Here is a 13,341-nt window from a genome sequence, read left to right as displayed (position 1 = left end):
CTGTCAGCATTTCAGGGGCGCAGCGGATTGTCGCGACGCGTTGCGGCATAGACGACGAGGACAAGGCCGCCGACGAGGATGGGGAGGCTGAGGAGCTGACCCATGGTGACCCAGCCGAGATAGAGGTAACCGAGCTGTTCGTCGGGCAGGCGGACAAATTCCACGGCGATGCGCGACAGGGCATATCCAATGGCGAAAATGCCGGCCACGAGGCCCGGCTTGCGCAGCGCATAGAAGACATGCGTGGCGACGCGAATGACGAGGAACAGAACGATGCCTTCCAGAGCGGCTTCGTAGAGCTGGCTGGGATGGCGGGCGACCTGCAGCGGATCGGTGGGAAAGATGACGCCCCAGGGAGCGGTCGTGGGCGCGCCGTAGAGTTCGGAATTGATGAAGTTGGCGATGCGGCCGAGGAAGATGCCGATCGTGGCCACCGCCGCGATGAGATCGAGCGAGGACAGCCAGTTGCCGCCCTTCGAACGGGTGAACAGGATAGCGGCCAGCATCAGGCCGAGCATGCCGCCGTGATAGGACATGCCGCCATCGAGCGTGTTGATGATCTGCGTCGGGTTCGCGAGATAGAAGGGCAGGTTGTAGAAAAGGACATAGCCCGCACGTCCGCCGATGACGATGGCGAGCATGGCCCAGAAGGCGAAGTCCCAGATGTCCTTGGCGGGGAAAGGCGGATTGCCGCGGTGCCAAAGGCGCTGGTTGGCAAGCAAGAGGTAGCCGTAAGCGGCGCCCAGCAAGACCCCGAACAGGTAGGCCAGCGCATACCAGCGGATGGCGACCGGACCGATGGCGAAGGCGATGGGGTCGATATTGGGGAAGGGCAAGTGTGGTTCTCCGAAATGTCGACCCTGAACGGCCACGGCATCTGTGCGCCCTGTCTGCCATAGCCCCGCCGCCGTTCGCTACTCAAGGGGGCGTGACAAAAAGGTGGCGTCCGCGGCCCCGTCGCGAGTGTTTGGGACGGCCAAGCGCATCGTCGTAAACAAAGAGTTAAACACTAGTTGATAGACAGAGATGGGTTTGCCTTGTCTTGCGCAGCGCGCGCCGACAACTGCCAATCCGGCGCGAAAATTTGCCCGAAAAGGCCCTGATGAGGTCGGGCCAAGATCACGTTGTCGTCGATAAACTATTGTGGACGTTTGGTTTTGCGAAACAAAGTCAAGGTGTTGCTTAAAATCTATGGACTTTGCTGAGGGGGTCCGCGATGTTCAATCCAGGTTGGGAGGCTGGCAGAATCGTGCGCCCGTATAGACAAATATTCGTCCTCGCGGCGATCCTGGCGACGACCAGCATTGCATCGGCCCAAGAGTCCAGCGACTACGATCCGTCGCCGTTTCTGACTTCGCTGATTGGCCTGCGCGCCGCGGCGGTGACCTGCGAACCCTTTGTCGCCAACAGCCCGGCAAGCCGCACCGAAAGCGTGGTGGAGTTCTTCGCCAGCATCAACCAGACGCTGCCTTCGCTCGTGGATACCGAGACGCAGGCAAGCCTCAACCGGTTCATCGGTTCGCAGGCCGCTTCGCTGTGCCGCGACAAGCTCGACGCCAGCTTCAATGCCTATGGCGTGCAGCTTCAAAACTACAACAGCAGCAAACCAGAGGAATGGCCCGCTGCTCCCGAAATTTCCCGAGCTCCCTGGTGCAGTTCCGAGAACTGCCTGGAGTTCTGAGAGCCTGTCGGCTCGTGGCGAGGAGGCCAGCATGACACGACTTTCCAAATTGGCTCTGGCGCTCGTGGCGGTTTGCGCCATTGCGTCGCCCGCAATGGCCAATGGCCTGGGCGAAGGGCGTCCCTACCAGTTCCGTACCGACAGCCAGCGCTCCGTCAACCTGACGGTGGAGCGCTCCCGTCTCGAGCTGCTTGGCCTGCTCGGTGGCGGCGGTGTCGGCGGTGGCGGCGGCGGCACTGGCCAGACCGGCAATTCGAGCTCGATCAACATCAGCGGCTCGAACAATACCGTCACCATCAACCAGACCAATAGCGGCGCGCAAACGCAGTCGCGCGATTGCTCGAGCTCAAGCTTCAACATTACCGGGGGCATGTACGGATGCTGAAACTTTTCGCGGTTTCCGCCTTCGCCCTGGCCCTGGCCGGGTGCACGTCTCTGAGCCCGATGAGCAAGCCCGAGCCAGCCTTTCACGGCCCGGTGCCGATCGCCACGGCGACGCCCGCCGACGAGGCGCTGGTTTGCCTGAGCAAATCGAGCGAAGTGCGCCATTCGGGCATCGTGATGGCCGTGCATACGGTGACCGACCAAACGCAGAAGTTTACCTCGGAAGAGGGCGGGTTCGTTCCGCGTGACGCCGCCGCCATGCTGGTGACAGCGTTGCAGAAGGCGGGCATAGCCCAGGTCAACCGCAGCAACACCGTGGTGACCGAGTGGGAAATTGCCCGCGCTCGCGAGCAGATCCTGGGTGATGGCGGCCAGAGCACGGTGGGCAACCAGACCGTGGACTTCCGTCCGGTGACCAAGGGCTCGATCCGTGGTTCAGACTATGTGATCGACGGGGCCATTACGCAGCTCGATTTCAATACGTTCTCGGGTGGCGGCGAAGCCACGGTTGGCGGCATCGGGGGTGGCGCCCGCGTGTTCGCCCTGACCGCAGCGGCCGATATCCGCGTGACCAACACCCAGTCGACCCGCATCGTGCGTGCCGGCTCCTACGCCAAGCAGGCCGTGGGCACGGAAGTCTATGCCTCGGTATTCCGCTTCTTCTCGAACGAGATGTTCGATATCAAGATCGGCGAGAAATCGCAGGAAGGCCTGCATGCCGGCGTGCGCTGGCTGATGGCCGAAGCAGCCTACGACATCGTCAGCTCGCTGGTTCACCACAATGGCTCGTGCGACAAGTACCTGCCGACGGCAACCCAGGAACTGCGCGCCGAACAGGGCGCCGCCCTGGCCGCGATCACGCCGAACTGAGGTCGCGCAAATTTCCAAAAGCCGCCCGGATGACGGGCGGCTTTTTGTTGTGCCTCGAAGGACGCGTCGGTTCAGCGGCCGGGCGGACTTGGAACGTGGGGCTTTCGCTCGGAAAGTGTGGCTGCGGCGTTGATCGTTGAACGTGGTGCAGAGCGTGCTGGTGCTGGTCGCGTGGTGGCCCGAGTTGGCGACGGGCCTAGCGGCTGATCGACACCGAGTTGCCGGTCTGCGAGCCGCCGCCGCCAGAGCTCGACTGCGGGAAGTTGGCGTTCTGGTCGACGGACAATTGGCCATTATCGTTGCCGCCCTCGGGCGGGGTCAGGACCGTGAGGTTGACGATGTTGTCCGAGGTCTGGATGATGTTGTCGCCGCGCACCGGCCTGCCGTCCGGCCCGATAACCTCGTTGATGACGGTCTGCGTACCCTCTGACGTCTGCGAGATGTTGCCGATCTTGCTCGACTGGATGAAGTTGGCGATGTTGACGCCATGCTGCTCGATCCGGCTGTCAGTAAGTTCGGCGAGGGTAACCTTGTTGTGCACGATCTGATCGCCGGCAAAAACGCGTGAGGCATTTTCGACGGTGTCGGAAATCATGATGTTGCCGGAGTTTGAGCCGTACTGCGAGATGAAAGCGCCGACGCTTGCCGTGGCGGCGAGTGCCAGGCGATTATCTATGCGTTGTTCTGCGCCCAGTTCAATTGTTTGGGCAGCAGTGCCGATAGCGTATTCGGCTTTTGCCACATTGGCGATGTTGCTGCCGCGCTGTTGGATGGAGCCGGTCAGCAGGGCAAATTCCGCGCTGTTGAGGATGAGCTGACTGGCGTCGGCGGCAAACAATTGGTCGGCCACCGTAAGTGTGTTGCTGCTTACCGAGCCGGCAATATTCGTCGCATCCTGGAAGATGACGCCACCGATGGCGTGGCCTGCCAGAGAAATGCTGTTGGTGAGGCTTTGCGTGCCATGAAAACGCTGCACCACCAGGTCCAGGTCACCGCCATAGACGATGGTGTTGACCGTATTCATCCCGAGCTGAGTGAGGTTTACGGACGTGTTGTAGTCGAGCTGTCCAGCGAACAATTCGAGTGAGGTTTCGTCGAGCTGGTTCGTCCCAGTCTGATTGCCGGACGCAAACTGGTTGATAGCCGTATCCTGCGCGATGGCGGGCGTTGCGCCTATTCCAGCCAGCAAAATTAGAACGTGCCACCGCATTTTCTTACCTCACAATAAGGGAGGGGCCGCACCGAAATGCGACCCCCAAGAGGTGTTACTCGTTGCCGCTTGGCACGCTGATCGAGTTGGCAACGTTGGTTGCCGACTGGATGGCGTTGTTGACGTCGCCCATGGTGCGGATCAGGTTCTGAGCGGTCTGTTCGGCATAGGCGTGCTGGTTGACTTCCCAACCATCGTAGCAGCCGCAGAAGATCGAAGGATCGATCTCGCCAACCGTCACGTTGTTGAGGACGTTGGTGGCCGACTGACCCAGATCGTAGACTGTGCCCCACTTGGCAAATTCGGCCGTGTTGAGGGCCGTCTGCGGGTTGTAGGAGGCGTGCTGGGTGATTGCACCGGTGAGCTCGCCGAGGTTCACGAGGTTGGCGGCATTCACAGCAGTCTGAGTCCGAACGGCGTCTTCATCATCCCATTCAAATGTCCCGCCAACATCGGCATCGTATCCACCCCAGCCGCCGCTGATGTTATTGGCGGCGTACTGAGACGTATGACTGGTCTGCTCGATGGTCTTGGACATGCCGGCGGTCAACGTGTTCACGACGTTGGTCGCTGCCTGTTCCAGATTGGTCAGCTTGCTGTGGTAGTCACCAGAGATGTTGTTGGTGGCTTCCTGGCTGCCTTCCGACTTCTGTTCGACTGCCTTGACAAGGTCGCCGGAGATCGAGTTGACAACGTTGGTTGCCGACTGGGTGGCGTCGTCGATATCGCTCGAGTTGAACCACGAACCGCCGTCGATGTTGTTGGAGGCCTTCTGCAATACGTCGGCGTACTGGTGAACGTTTGCCAGGTCGATGGCAGCGCTATCGGCATCGCCAACGTTGATCAGATTGCCGGCGTTGACAGCTTCCTGAACGATCTTGGTCGCATCGTCAAAGTCGACGATGTTGTTGATCGCTTTCTGGAAGCCGAGCAGCTTCTGGTTGAAGTCTGCGTCATCGGAGCAGAAGCCCGTGCCGCAGAAGTAGTTTTCCCAGGAACCAGTCGCGAATGCAGATGGAGCTGCGAGCACCGTGGTGCCAACAAGTGCAGCAGTAATCACGAGTTTCTTCATTTTAGTTCTCCAGTGTTTAACGTCCCAAGTGAGTACAACTCGAGCCTCTGCGGGCTCTGAGTTGCGGTGATTGAGAAAAAGCGGACACGAAGGGCCCCCGCGCGGACCGCGAGCGGTCAGCGCTTCTTTCCTTGTTTCGTCCGGATTTTCTCATCAGCAGGCATGGTTCGCCCGTCCACGCGCCAGTGGCGTCATGGTAAAATGCGGCTATGCCTGTGATTTCGATGCTTGCAGCGGTAAAAGGAGCAAAAACAACTCCTGCCGCACTTCATGCTGAAGTGTGGAAACGTCTATATTCAATACTGCAAGGCAAAACGCCCTAGAGGCGTAAGATTTCCAACATTGGCGTGATCCCTCCCGGATGACCTGCCAAAAGCGTCCCTTGTTTGAGCCTTATTTATGCCACAGCGAATTTGCCGAGTCTATATTGCATTAAGAAATCGTTAACGCTGGTTTTTTTCTTTGGCTGCCGATATTTATGGGATGATCGTGCAAGGGACGACTCGCGCGGCGAAAAAAGTGATCGCCATCATTTGGTCAAGACGAGCCCTGGTGACTTTCCACAATTTGTCATTTCGGTGACGATTATTTGGAAGCGGGCCTCGTGCACGGGCCGGCGGGGAGGGCGCATGCGGTCCGTTGCCAAACGCGGACCGGGGCTTGCCTAAACAAAAGTGGTTTGTTTGCGCTTTTCGGATAGCTTGCCGCTCGGCTCCCCGGCGGATAGGCCGGATCCGATGATTTCGGGGCCGGCGAACCATACCGATCCAGCGCCCCTGTGCGTCACCCACCTTGATGTTGAGAACCGCGATGACCCTTTACGCCGATTACCTGGCTGAAATCGAAACCAGAAAAGAGCAGGGCCTCGCTCCCAAGCCGATCGATGGCGGTGCGCTGACCGGCGAGATCATCGCCATCATCCGCGATACGGCCAATCCGCAGCGCGCCGATGCGCTGAAGTTCTTCATTTACAACACGCTGCCGGGCACGACGCCCGCCGCAAGCGTCAAGGCGGCATTCCTCAAGCAGGTGATCACGGGCGAGGCGATCGTTCCCGAGATCACACCGAGCTTTGCGCTGGAGCTGCTCTCGCACATGAAGGGCGGCCCGTCGGTGGCCGTGCTGCTCGACGTGGCGCTGAATGGCGGTCCACATGCCGCGGCCGCGGGCGACGTGCTCAAGACCCAGGTCTTCCTCTATGACGCCGACATGTTCCGCCTGCGCGACGCGTACAAGACGGGCAATGCGGTGGCCAGGGATGTACTCGAGAGCTATGCCAAGGCCGAATTCTTCACCAAGCTTCCCGAGGTCGAAGACGAGATCAAGGTCGTGACCTTCGTCGCCGCCGAGGGCGATATCTCGACCGACCTGCTGTCGCCGGGCAACCAGGCGCATTCGCGCGCCGACCGCGAGCTGCACGGCAAGTGCATGATCTCGCCTCAGGCGCAGGCCGAGATCGTGGCCCTGCAGCAGCAGCACCCGGACAAGCGGGTGATGATGATCGCCGAAAAGGGCACGATGGGCGTGGGCTCGTCGCGCATGTCGGGCGTCAACAACGTGGCGCTGTGGACCGGCAAGCCGGCCAGCCCCTATGTGCCCTTCGTCAACTTTGCCCCCATCGTGGCCGGCACCAACGGCATCTCGCCGATCTTCGCCACGACGGTCGATGTGACCGGCGGCATCGGACTCAACCTCAAGAACTGGGTCAAGAAGCTGGGCGAGGACGGCAAGCCGATCCTCAACAATGAGGGTAACCCGGTCCTCGAGCAGAAATACTCGGTCGAGACCGGCACGGTTCTGACCATCGACACCAAGGCCAAGACCCTGCGCGACGCCGACGGCAAGGAGCTGGTGGACATCGCGAGCGCCTTCACGCCGCAGAAGGTGGAGTTCATGAAGGCCGGCTCGTCCTATGCCGTGGTCTTTGGCAAGAAGCTGCAGACGTTCGCGGCCCAGACCCTCGGCGTCGAGGCGCCGCAGGTGTTCGCGCCCAACAAGGAAATCGCTGTCGAGGGCCAGGGGCTGACGGCAGTGGAGAAGATCTTCAACCGCAATGCGGTGGGCGTGACGCCGGGCAAGGTGCTGCATGCCGGCTCGGACGTGCGCGTGATCGTCAATATCGTGGGCTCGCAGGATACGACCGGGCTCATGACGGCGCAGGAACTGGAGGCCATGGCGGCCACGGTGATCTCGCCGCTGGTCGATGGCGCCTATCAGTCGGGCTGCCACACCGCTTCGGTGTGGGACAAGAAGGCCCAGGCCAATATCCCGAAGCTCATGGCCTTCATGAACAATTTCGGCGTGATCACGGCCCGTGACCCGATCGGCAAGTATCACGCGATGACCGACGTGATCCACAAGGTGCTCAACGACATCACCGTGGACGACTGGGACATCATCATCGGCGGTGACAGCCATACCCGCATGTCCAAGGGCGTGGCCTTCGGCGCGGATTCAGGCACGGTTGCGCTGGCGCTGGCCACGGGCGAGGCGACGATGCCGATCCCGCAGTCGGTCAAGGTGACCTTCAAAGGCCAGATGAAGCCGCACATGGACTTCCGCGACGTGGTGCACGCGACGCAGGCTCAGATGCTGCAGCAGCATGGCGACAACGTGTTCCAGGGTCGTATCATCGAGGTGCATATCGGCACCCTGCTCGCCGACCAGGCCTTCACGTTCACCGACTGGACGGCCGAGATGAAGGCCAAGGCGTCGATCTGTATCTCGGAAGACGCAACGCTGATCGAGTCGCTCGAGATCGCCAAGTCGCGCATGCAGATCATGATCGACAAGGGCATGGACAATGCGACCGGCACGCTCAAGGGCTTGATCGCGAAGGCGGATCGCCGCATCGCCGAAATTCGTTCGGGCGAGAAGCCGGCGCTGAAGCCCGATGCCAATGCCAAGTATTTCGCCGAAGTGGTGGTCGATCTCGACCTGATCGACGAGCCGATGATCGCCGACCCCGACGTCAACAATTCCGACGTCTCGCGCCGCTATACGCACGATACGATCCGCCCTGTCTCCTACTATGGCGGCACCAAGAAGGTGGACCTCGGGTTCGTGGGATCGTGCATGGTACACAAGGGCGACATCAAGATCGTCGCGCAGATGCTCAAGAACCTCGAAAAGGACACGGGCAAGGTCGAATTCAAGGCGCCGCTGGTGGTTGCCGCACCGACTTACAACATCATCGACGAGCTCAAGGAAGAGGGCGACTGGGAGATTCTCCAGAAGTATTCCGGCTTCGAGTTCGACGATGTGGCGCCCAAGACGGCCAACCGCACGGAATACGAGAACATCCTTTATCTCGAACGCCCGGGTTGCAACCTCTGCATGGGCAATCAGGAAAAGGCCGAGAAGGGTGACACCGTGCTGGCCACGTCCACCCGCCTGTTCCAGGGACGCGTGGTGGAAGACAGCGCCGAAAAGAAGGGCGAGTCGCTGCTGGCTTCGACGCCGGTGGTGGTGCTGTCGGCAATCCTGGGCCGTACGCCGAGTGCCGACGAATACAAGAGCGCGGTGGAAGGCATCGACCTGACGAAGTTTGCCCCCCCGACCTCGAGCAATCCGATCGACAGCAAGTCGGTCCACTACTAGGACGGAGCGGCGTCCGCGCCGCTCAGGCGAATGCCAGCCAGCTGCTGCATTGTTCGGCCCACTTGCCGGACTGCAGCCGCTGGCGAACGTCCTCGTCCTGACCGCCATAGATCTGCCCGATGGTGCGGTCGATGAAATACCAGAGCTTCTGGTTCATGCGGTATGTCTGGCCATTCATGACGGTGGCGTAATCGACGCGGGCGCCGCTGGCGTGGCGCTGGACGAGGGAGCTGATGAGTTCTTCGTGCAGGACGCAGAGCTCGTTCACGCCCGCCGATGCAGACTTGTTCTCGAGACCGAAGCTGCCGAGCACGGTTTCGGGCAGGAATGTCGCCAAGTCAGCCCGATTGCACCGCTCGAGCGTCTGGGGCGCGGCGGTGGGCAGCGCAATGTGCGGTGGGTAGATCGTGGCCAGGGACTGCTGGTCTCCCGTGGGCGTCATTTCCAGCACCGTGACAATCCCGCCCGCTTCGACGGCGACGCGCGTTCCGGAAAGGAAAATGGCGTCGTAAAAGCGTGTCCCGGACGGCTCGTCGGCCCAATGAGCGATGCCGCTCCTGGCCGTTACCTGCCAGGCGCCGAGATTGCAGAGCGCCTTGCTGCCGAAAAATCCGTGAAAGGCCGGCGGCACATCCGGCACCTGCCGCCATGGCGTGCCGTCGACATAGGGTTCGAGGCGCTGGAAATCGGATACGGAGGCTTCGCGCTGGGCCGGCAGCGGTTCAGAAGTCGGACCGGTCGTGGCTGCCGACACGACTCCCGAGGGCGCAAAGGCGGCGAGGTCAAAACCATCGTAGCGGGCGAGCAAGGCGGTGCAGTCAATGTGAGGGAGGGTGCCGAAGAAGCCGATGCGCTGCTCGACAGCGTCTTCCCAGATGCGACGGATGCGGTCGTTGTCGATTTCACGGTCGACCCAGCCGGCAATGGCCAGACGAGCACTCTCGGCCGAACCGTTGCAAAAGGTCGCGCCGGCGACCACGTCCACCGTTGCCGCCAGCTGATCGAATTTTGCATTGGCCGCGACTGCCGGCGAGGCCAGCAGAAGAGCGAGTGCGAGGGCGGCGGGAAATCGCATCAGTGGGTCCATTGCCGGTTGGGCTGTAATAGGGGTACTGCCAGGGCGGCGGTCAATTTTGTTCGGCGACAATGACTTACCGAATATGAACGCGACGCCGTACACGGTAGCCGCGATCGCACCATTCGCCGCACTGGCCAATCGCCGGCTCGTGCCCTACATATCGAGCAGAGACGAAGCACTAGCGACGGAAGCGCGCCATGAACCAGAACAATCGCATTTTTGACGGGTTGGGCCGGGTGATGAACGAGGCGGCAGGTGTCGCCGACGGCGTTCGCCGCGAAGTCGAGACCGTGGTAAAGAGCCAGGCGCAGCGGATCGTCAATGACATGGACCTGGTCAAGCGCGAGGACTTCGACGCGCTTCGTGAACTCGTTCAGGTGCAGGGCGAGGAAATCGAAGCCCTGCGCAAGGAAATCGCGGCCTTGCGCGGCAGCCAGGCATAAGCGCATCGGGCACGAGCCAGACGGTGCGCGTCGCAGTCCTGTCCGACGTTCATGGCAATGTGCCGGCGCTGGATGCGGTGCTCGCCGATATGGCGGGCCAGAGCTTCGACGCCATCGTTTGCCTGGGTGATCATGTCAGCGGTCCCGTCGATCCCTCGGGTGCGGCGGAGCGGATCATGGCGCTGGGCGCCATCTGCATCGCGGGCAATCACGATCGCTGGACGGTGGACACCACGCTCAAGCGGGCAGGCCGTATCGACAGGTTTTCGCGCTCGCGGCTCAGTGCAGAGCAACTCGACTGGCTGGCTAGCCTGGCGCCCACGGCAACATTGGGGAACGACATGTTCCTCTGCCACGGCACGCCTTCTGACGACGAGACGCCCTGGCTCGACAATTTCTATGACGGCCGGACAACGGTGCTGCCATCGGAAGAGGCTGTGGCGCGGGAAGCCGAAGGCATCGTGCAGGAGGTGATCCTGTGCGGCCATACGCATATCGCGCGGACGCTGCGGCTCAGCGACGGGCGCCTGCTGGCCAATCCGGGATCGGTGGGGATGCAGCTGGTGCGGGGGACGCCAGACGCCCACTACGCCGTGATCGAGAAGCGGCGGGCCGGATGGCAGACCGCATTGATCGGCGTGCCTTACGATACGGAAGTAGCCGCGCGGATGGCCGAAGACAATGGCTTTGCCGGTTGGGGCGCCGCGATCCGGCACGGGTGGGCCGGGCCTGAGGCATTGAGCTGAGGCTCGAGCCGGGCGCCATTGTTGAAAACCCCTGGTACGCCCCAAATCGGGACAGGGCCGGGCCGTCTCTTTAACGGTCCGTTAACCATAAGCTGGCGATCATCATCCACAAGAGATTGCCGTTCTCCCCAGACCCCGCGTCCCCTGAATCAGACGCGCAGTGTAGGGTTCACCCAGGAGGACGATTCGAACGCTGCAGTTGCAGCGCTGTTGTTCTCCAGTGTACCCGAAGCGTAGTGGCGAAAAGCCGCGTGGACGACTAACTCCTTTTGAGGACGGACTTTTTATGTCCCTGATTGAATTCGAGCCCGACCGTGTGTCCCACCCCGTGGACCTTGTCGAGCATATCGCATCGATCAACGACTGGACGTTCGAACGCCAGGATGCCGACGAGATCTCCATCTCGGTGCGTGGCGGCTGGAGCGACTACCATGTGTCGTTCAACTGGATGGAAGACCTCGAAAGCCTTCATATCGCCTGCGCCTTCGACCTCAAGGTGCCTGAAGGGCGCCGGGCCGAAATCAAGCAGCTGATCAGCCTGATCAACGAGCAGCTCTGGATCGGCCATTTCGACATCTGGCACAAGGAAGGCGTGGTGCTGTTCCGCAATTCGCACCTGCTGACCGGCGGAGCTGACGTATCGCCGCAGCAGTGCGAAGCCCTGCTGCGTTCGGCGAGCGACAGCTGCGATCTTTACTATCAGGCCTTTCAGTTCGTGGTGTGGGCCGGCAAGTCCGCCGCGGATGCGCTCAGCCACGTGATGTTCGAGACCGTCGGCGAAGCCTAGGTCCATCCGCATTCCCCCTCGTCTTCATTGCCCGGCTTGTCCGGGCAATTTCATTTGGATCTGGCCATTGCCTTGCCGGGCGCAGATGGGGCATTCCTGAAGCCGTATCAACGTCGGTCCAGGGAGTTTCAGCATGACAAATCTTCGTTCGATCGGTCCGGTCATGCTTGTCGGCGCGGGCAAGATGGGCATGGCGCTGGCGACCGGCTGGCTCGATGCCGGCCTGCCGCCGACCAACCTGATCCTTGTCGATCCGTCGCCGGGTGAGGCGGCCAGGGAACTGGCGGCCGACTACGAACTCGTCATCCACCCAGAGGCCGCCGGGCTCGTGCCAAACGTCCTGGTGCTCGCGGTCAAGCCGCAGATAATCGATGCGGTCATGGACGGGCTCAAGGCCGTCGTCGGGCCGCAGACGCTGATCGTGTCGATCGCAGCGGGCATTTCGATCGCGCGGCTTTCGGCCGGGCTGGACACTGGCCGGGTGGTCCGGACCATGCCCAATACGCCGGCACAGATCGGCAAGGGTATCACCGGGGCCGTCGCCGGTTCCGAGATCGACGCCGACGATCGGGCTGTCACCGATGCGCTGCTTTCGGCCGCGGGGCAGGTGGCCTGGTTCGACGCCGAGGGCGACCTCGACGCGGTGACGGCAGTGTCGGGCTCCGGGCCGGCCTATGTATTCAACCTGGTCGAAGCCATGGCTGCGGCCGGCGTCGCGCAGGGGCTGCCCGAGCATGTGGCCATGCAACTGGCGCGGCAGACGGTGATCGGCTCGGCTGCGCTGATGGAGGCCGATCCCGCGCCGGCCAGCGTGCTGCGGCAGAACGTGACATCGCCCAATGGCACGACGGCCGCCGCGCTGGCCGTGCTGATGGCCGATGATGGCCTGACGCCCCTGATGGAGCGGGCGGTGGACGCAGCGCGCAAGCGTAGCGAGGAACTCGGCCGCGGCTGATTATTCGCCGGGGTGCTGCCGCGCGAGGGCAGCGCCGATGGACCTGAGCCAGTCCAGCACCTCCGCATCGTGGCGTTTGCCGAGGGGGTCAGCCTCATCGAGAGCGATGCGGGCCGAGAGCAGATCGGCCTCGTTGCGTCCAATGGCATGGCGCCCGAGGTGTGCGAGCGCCAGATTTCCGAGCACGGTGGCCGCGACAGGAGACGTCGAGCCGACCGATACGGTGCGGGCCTGCACGAGAACGGCGATTGCCCTGTCTATCCTGCGTGCGGCGAGATTGGCATCCGGTTCGGCCATGGCCTCGCGAAGCAGGGCGGCGCCGCAATTGGCGAGCGCTTCGACATGCAGGTGCAGACGTGCGGCCAGACCGGGATCGCCGAGGCAGGCCTGATAGGTGGCGACGGCTTCGGCATAGTGCCCCGCCGCAATGGCGTCGCGCGCCTGAACCAGATGCTGGTGGAAGAGATCGCCTGGGTCAGTATCCGGGGGCGGGACGATGTCTGGTGCCATCCTCC

13 protein-coding genes are annotated in these 13,341 nt (G+C 62.0%); 8 read left to right on the top strand and 5 right to left on the bottom strand.

The window, feature by feature from the left end:
• Positions 1-11: 11 nt before the first annotated feature.
• Positions 12-836 carry a prolipoprotein diacylglyceryl transferase gene (gene lgt, locus CCK88_RS09680; RefSeq protein WP_086470233.1) on the bottom strand — a complete coding sequence of 275 codons (825 nt, stop codon included), beginning with the start codon at positions 834-836 and terminating at the stop codon, positions 12-14.
• Between the two features lie 413 nt (positions 837-1,249).
• Here lgt and CCK88_RS09675 point away from each other — a divergent pair, with 413 nt between their 5' ends.
• The 3 genes from CCK88_RS09675 to CCK88_RS09665 are packed head-to-tail and all read left to right on the top strand — an operon-like array spanning position 1,250 to position 2,935.
• Positions 1,250-1,681 (top strand): hypothetical protein, encoded by a 432-nt coding sequence (locus tag CCK88_RS09675; protein ID WP_140048948.1) that lies wholly within the window; start codon positions 1,250-1,252, stop codon positions 1,679-1,681.
• Positions 1,682-1,712: 31 nt separating this feature from the next.
• Positions 1,713-2,066: a hypothetical protein gene (locus CCK88_RS09670; RefSeq protein WP_140048947.1), complete on the top strand. Its 354-nt coding sequence runs from the start codon at positions 1,713-1,715 to the stop codon at positions 2,064-2,066.
• Positions 2,060-2,935, top strand: coding sequence for a CsgG/HfaB family protein (locus tag CCK88_RS09665; RefSeq protein WP_086470230.1), 876 nt, complete (start codon positions 2,060-2,062; stop codon positions 2,933-2,935). Before CCK88_RS09670 ends, CCK88_RS09665 begins: the two co-directional genes overlap by 7 nt.
• Before the next feature lie 196 nt (positions 2,936-3,131).
• Here the strand turns inward: CCK88_RS09665 and CCK88_RS09660 are convergent, their stop codons facing one another.
• Positions 3,132-4,145, bottom strand: coding sequence for a hypothetical protein (locus tag CCK88_RS09660; RefSeq protein WP_086470229.1), 1,014 nt, complete (start codon positions 4,143-4,145; stop codon positions 3,132-3,134).
• 55 nt (positions 4,146-4,200) lie between these two features.
• Entirely contained in the window at positions 4,201-5,217 is a 1,017-nt protein-coding gene (locus CCK88_RS09655) for a hypothetical protein (RefSeq protein ID WP_086470228.1), read from the bottom strand.
• An 810-nt stretch (positions 5,218-6,027) separates the two neighbouring features.
• On the opposite strand from CCK88_RS09655, the gene CCK88_RS09650 reads away from it, so the two are divergent.
• A complete protein-coding gene (locus CCK88_RS09650; protein WP_086470227.1) occupies positions 6,028-8,817 on the top strand; it encodes a bifunctional aconitate hydratase 2/2-methylisocitrate dehydratase in 2,790 nt (929 codons plus the stop codon).
• Between the two features lie 22 nt (positions 8,818-8,839).
• Here the strand turns inward: CCK88_RS09650 and CCK88_RS09645 are convergent, their stop codons facing one another.
• A complete protein-coding gene (locus CCK88_RS09645) occupies positions 8,840-9,892 on the bottom strand; it encodes a hypothetical protein (protein WP_140048946.1) in 1,053 nt (350 codons plus the stop codon).
• Between the two features lie 200 nt (positions 9,893-10,092).
• Here CCK88_RS09645 and CCK88_RS09640 point away from each other — a divergent pair, with 200 nt between their 5' ends.
• The 4 genes from CCK88_RS09640 to proC all read left to right on the top strand — a co-directional run bounded on the left by CCK88_RS09640 (position 10,093) and on the right by proC (position 12,826).
• A complete protein-coding gene (locus CCK88_RS09640; protein ID WP_086470225.1) occupies positions 10,093-10,338 on the top strand; it encodes an accessory factor UbiK family protein in 246 nt (81 codons plus the stop codon).
• Between the two features lie 23 nt (positions 10,339-10,361).
• A complete protein-coding gene (locus tag CCK88_RS09635; protein ID WP_170926416.1) occupies positions 10,362-11,084 on the top strand; it encodes a metallophosphoesterase family protein in 723 nt (240 codons plus the stop codon).
• A gap of 286 nt (positions 11,085-11,370) precedes the next feature.
• Positions 11,371-11,871 carry a type III secretion system chaperone family protein gene (locus CCK88_RS09630; protein ID WP_086470223.1) on the top strand — a complete coding sequence of 167 codons (501 nt, stop codon included), beginning with the start codon at positions 11,371-11,373 and terminating at the stop codon, positions 11,869-11,871.
• A 133-nt stretch (positions 11,872-12,004) separates the two neighbouring features.
• Positions 12,005-12,826, top strand: coding sequence for a pyrroline-5-carboxylate reductase (gene proC, locus CCK88_RS09625; RefSeq protein ID WP_086470222.1), 822 nt, complete (start codon positions 12,005-12,007; stop codon positions 12,824-12,826).
• On the opposite strand, the gene CCK88_RS09620 is transcribed toward proC, so the two are convergent.
• The gene (locus CCK88_RS09620; protein ID WP_086470221.1) at positions 12,827-13,336 is read right to left on the bottom strand and encodes a hypothetical protein; all 510 of its coding nucleotides are present in this window, start codon (positions 13,334-13,336) and stop codon (positions 12,827-12,829) included.
• Positions 13,337-13,341 lie beyond the last annotated feature (5 nt).

It is taken from the genome of Devosia lucknowensis, from assembly GCF_900177655.1.
Classification (GTDB): Bacteria; Pseudomonadota; Alphaproteobacteria; order Rhizobiales; family Devosiaceae; genus Devosia; species Devosia lucknowensis.
Note: the sequence above shows the minus strand (reverse complement) of the source record. Positions and strands in the feature narration are given on the sequence as shown.